Genomic DNA, 4,804 nt, shown 5'->3' with positions numbered 1-4,804 from the left:
AAACCACAATTACTAGGGAGAAGAGCTACCTATAATGATTGGTTATATAAAATTAGGGAGTATCTCAAGAGATTTTTAGCATTTCAACACAAAAAAGAATATAAAATGGGATTAAGGGTAAAGCTTGGAATTAAGCAAGAAAATGGCTCAATGATAAAGGATTATTATCCACAATTTATAGAACTCGATTCTTGTTATATCAATACATACAATAACCTTGTAGAAAATTACTATTTCCATAATAGCAAACAAACAATAGATATAGACTTACCTACTCATCACATAGAAACAGATAGCAATAACATCACAGATGATAATGAAAATAATCTCATACAGAATCTAGGGGAGGATATAGAGGGTAAGCATTATTATCTCAATGCAGGAGAAGAGTTTAAAGGTGAGAGTGATAGCCACTCAATCAGGCTTTCTACTACATTACTTTATTTTTATAGCTATCTCCTTGAACTCAAAGCAAATGAAAATCTTTTAGAATCTACAATCAATAATTTAAAAGCAAATCCACAAAGTGCAGAATATGAAAATTGTATTGGTAAAAAAGCAAAGAAAAACAAAGGTAAATATCAACTCTCCACAGCCCTTATAAATGATTTTATGCAAGCAACTTATAATTCATTGCAAGAAGTAAAGAAAAAAGTATTAGGAGAGGTAAAACAACAATATAAGCAAAATAAAAAACTTAAAAATGAATCAAGCCTCAAAGAATCGCCAGAGAAAATCTATCCATTAGTATATCTATTAAGCGAGATTGGACATATTGCAAAGCTAAAATCTAAAGACATAGAAGAGTTTGATATATTGAGAATGGTAGATTTAATCGCACAATTACAAGAAATAAAAATTTATACTAGAATCTTAGATGAAGAATTTTTTAAAGAACTAGAAAATAAACAATGTAGCGTAGAGGATATTCGCTCTATCCTTAAATGTCAGCCATTTATCGTAGTAGATGAAAACAATAAAGCCTTGCTTAAAGCAGAAAATATGGAAGAAATATTTTTGCATAAAGACTTTACAAGGATTGCTTCACAAATCTTAGAAGCATACAAGACAGCATAAGAAATGATAATGAATTATATACAAGCCTATTCAGCAATGACACAGGCAATACTATACAATAAGAATCCTTTAGTTATCACACCTACAAATTCAAATAAGCAGTATTGCCAAGTATCGTGTAAAATCTTTTATCATAAAGAAAAAGATAGAATCTATATTTTTGCAAACAATGGAGATATACTTGATTGCAAAGATTTATTAAAAGATATAAATAATCTTACAAATCAAGAGAAAACAAATATACACGATTATGATATTGCTATCTTTTTAGATTCTATCCACCTCACAGGTGGAGTAGAATCCAATCAACCCTATAATGAATGCTTCTTTGGGGAATTAGATTCTAAAGATAGCAATATGGGATTCAATACAAATAAACCCATATATTACTTGCAAGGTGGAGAGGATATGGATTCTGTCATTGCGAGGAATGAAATGACGAAGCAATCCACAAACAAAGATTCTAAGCAATCCACAAATAACAATGCTAAAGTTTCTAATGCTATGGATTGCCACGAAGCTAACACTTCTCGCAATGACAATAAAGAATCAATCCACACTACCAACACAAACTCTACAACTACTCAATCAAACTCTACTAACAATAATTCAAATACAACTTCTCCCTCTCCTCACAATAATATAGATTCTCCCATATCCACTTCCACCCTCCAAGTATTCCTCAATAACTTCACTCTTACCATACTAAACTACTCTATATTAGACTCTAGCCTACATATCAAGCTAGAATGTAATAGCAAAGAATCTAAAGAGATAAGAAAGCAAGAGAGAGATTGCCACGAAGCTAAAGCTTCTTCTAAAGAGAATAAAGAAAGTATCTCTAGCGCATTCCTCTGTCCTATATTAGAAGATAATGAGCTTAAATGTCCTCATAATGGTAGAGTAAAGCTAAAGAGTAATAAAGGTAAATCTTTTAAGTCTCAAGGTATTCCTATGATTTTAGAATCTGATTTGTTAAATGCTAGCATTGTAGGTTGCACGAATAATATCGCAGGTGTTCCTACTCCCTGCACTCTTGTATCTGTAATACTCCCTAGTGCTAGAGCTTATAAGAAATATAATGATGATTATCCTATAATGCAAGATTTATGTGTTAGTGGGGTATTAAGTGATAAAGGATTTCCTATCACTTGTAAGCCTAAGAATAATACCTTTAAGATAAATGCTCCTAATATTAAGCAAAGATATTGTAGAATCTCATCTTTTAGAATCTAAAGAGGTGGGGTAGATGAAAAAGCTAATAAATAAACTCAACGCAAAACTTGATAAGATGCTTAAAACTCTTCAAAAGCTTACATGGAAGCAAGCATTTCTTTTTGCAGGGATTCCAGCGGGGATTATTTATATACTTATTGAAACCTATCAAGAGATTGCTCCCTACTATGATAAGGTGGTGGAGAGAAAGCAGGATTTAGAAACTTTATATAATTGGTATCAATATGATTATAAGAATGATTTAGAACAAGCAGATAAAGTATTCCAACTTTCTTTATTAGAGGCTAAAAAATACTATCCACATAATCCCGACCCAACGATACCACTTATCTACAAACTACCACAATATATCACAGAGAATCCCAACGATGATAATTTAGTCCTCTATTTTACTAGCTATATTCAAGTGCATATGCAATATTTCTTCTTGCAGACTGATATTAACGAAGCTACTAATCATATTGTTATCAAACCACAAGAAATGTGCTTTATTAATGAATTATATAATATACATACGATACTTATGCAGGTAGAAAATCCACAGAGATTTATTTTTGCTAATATGCTTTTGGGTGTTTTAAGCGCATATTTGACACTCGTAGAGAAAAATAAAGATTATTGTGAAATATGGGGTGATTTGAGGAATAAATTACAGATTATTACACACGATATAAACCTGCTTTTAGCCAATAATACTCCTAATTTTGACAAAGAATCGCTAGATAAAGTTACTAAAAATTTTACAAAAATGCAACAATTAAATAAAAATCTAAGGACTTGCCAATGAATGAGATAAAAAATACAGAACATTTAAGCCAAAAAGATAAAGAATCTTTACAATATTTCTTTGAGAAATATACATTATCGTGGTATGTAGAAAGGGAATATAAAAGACTGCAGAACAAAACACCATTAGAACAGCAAGGCGAATCTGCTAAAGAAGGATTAGCAACAACAGGGACAACAATTGAAATTGCTAATCAACGAACTGCCCCTACATACAACCCCAATATTAAAAGTCTTAATACTGCTGTTTTCGAATTTACTGAAATGGCAAGAGTTATTACAAAGCCAATAGGAAATATTGTGAATTTCTATGATGCTTATATCGAATATGAAAAAACAAGAGATGGAATCAAAGTTGTTACGAAAATTGCCTCAAATAATGCAAATACGCCTATTTTAATAGCCGGAACTGCAGCCTCTCTTAAATCTGCAATAGCTACTGGGGCAGCTTCCTCTACCTTTTTAACTCCTGTTGGTGGAACTATTGTTGGTATTGGAGTATTTGTAATAGGTGTTGGGACATCATATTGGGTATCTGACAATTTTGGGACTACTCTCAATGCTGGTATGAATGGAGTTATTGATTTTATTCGCGAAAATGATTTAAGCTTTGGTTTTACTCAATGGGAGACAGAGAGAGTAAATGTAGCCCATTGTCATAAGACAATGGAAAGATTGCATAATAATTTAACATACAAAAGTGGGCGACTTCAAACCTTTGGTAGCGGTTATAATGAACGACAAATATTTATCAATGATGTGAATGTTACCCATATCATTCACCCAAATAAACATATACTGCCACGACCAAATATACAATTTAACGATGATGAAATGCGTAGCTTAGCTGAAATGTTGCTATTAATGGAGAAAAAATAAATGCAAAATCATATAATCTCACACAACGACATCACCTCCCTCACTAAAGATTCTCCTATTGCTTTACTTAAAGCCCTCTATCAATGCGAAAGCTATATAGCACTCGATTCAAATAACAATCCTACGCTTGATGATAATAATGCTATAAAAACCTTTGGGTATAAATCATCTTTCTATCTCTCTTTTATCGCAAATAAAGATTCTCTAAGTGATAAGTATCTCAATGCTAGAAAAGCCCTCTATAAATCTATAATGCAAATAAAAGAAGAAAGACAAAGTGAAATAGAGAGAGCCTTAGAAGAGCATAAGGCTAAACAACAAGAATTAGAGAGAGCATTACAAAAGCTAGATTCTAAAGAAAGACTTCAAAGGATACAAGAAATACAAAAAGAGCAAGAAAGAGAGTTTAAAGAAAGACAAAGAGAAATGGAGAGAGAACAAAGACAAGCAAGGTTTAGTAAATTTAATACAGCAAATAATAAATCTAAAGAATCTTTAAACTCTATAGATTCTTATTTATATTATTCAAGAAACAATAATTCAAATCATCTTATATTAGAATCAAATGATAAAAGTATAAAGATAATATTCTTAGATAAGCTAGATTCTAAGACTTCATCATCAAATAATGCTTACAATGCCTCATCAAACAATACTTCATCATTAAAAGAAGCGTTAGCTTCGTGGCAATCCACACATAATACCTCAAACAATACAAGCAATCATACAATAAATCAATCTAACAACATCTCTCTATCCAACCTCCTCTACCTCCATAATAACAAGATAGATATATTTACTAAGAATGGTAGTGAGATAGATATAG

Annotated in this window: 3 protein-coding genes and 2 pseudogenes; all 5 read left to right on the top strand. The window is 31.5% G+C overall.

Going from position 1 to position 4,804, the window contains the following annotated elements:
• Positions 1 to 1,077, top strand: a pseudogene (locus tag CQA53_RS12495) (hypothetical protein); the annotation flags it as partial.
• Between the two features lie 9 nt (positions 1,078 to 1,086).
• Entirely contained in the window at positions 1,087 to 2,313 is a 1,227-nt protein-coding gene (locus CQA53_RS13380) for a hypothetical protein (RefSeq protein ID WP_245945879.1), read from the top strand.
• Positions 2,314 to 2,326: 13 nt separating this feature from the next.
• A complete protein-coding gene (locus CQA53_RS10095) occupies positions 2,327 to 3,100 on the top strand; it encodes a hypothetical protein (protein ID WP_115543851.1) in 774 nt (257 codons plus the stop codon).
• The gene (locus CQA53_RS10090) at positions 3,097 to 3,978 is read left to right on the top strand and encodes a hypothetical protein (RefSeq protein WP_115543850.1); all 882 of its coding nucleotides are present in this window, start codon (positions 3,097 to 3,099) and stop codon (positions 3,976 to 3,978) included. Before CQA53_RS10095 ends, CQA53_RS10090 begins: the two co-directional genes overlap by 4 nt.
• Positions 3,979 to 4,804, top strand: a pseudogene (locus CQA53_RS10085) (OmpH family outer membrane protein); the annotation flags it as partial.

The sequence above is a fragment of the Helicobacter didelphidarum genome (genome assembly GCF_003364195.1).
GTDB lineage: Bacteria > Campylobacterota > Campylobacteria > Campylobacterales > Helicobacteraceae > Helicobacter_A > Helicobacter_A didelphidarum.
This window is presented reverse-complemented; position numbering and strand designations above follow the sequence as displayed.

What these genes read in the sequence shown, in the direction of transcription:
- CQA53_RS10095 (WP_115543851.1), top strand. Translation starts at nt 2,327, where the DNA reads ATGAAAAAGCTAATAAATAAACTCAACGCAAAACTTGATAAGATGCTT.
- CQA53_RS13380 (WP_245945879.1), top strand. Translation starts at nt 1,087, where the DNA reads ATGAATTATATACAAGCCTATTCAGCAATGACACAGGCAATACTATAC.
- CQA53_RS10090 (WP_115543850.1), top strand. Translation starts at nt 3,097, where the DNA reads ATGAATGAGATAAAAAATACAGAACATTTAAGCCAAAAAGATAAAGAA.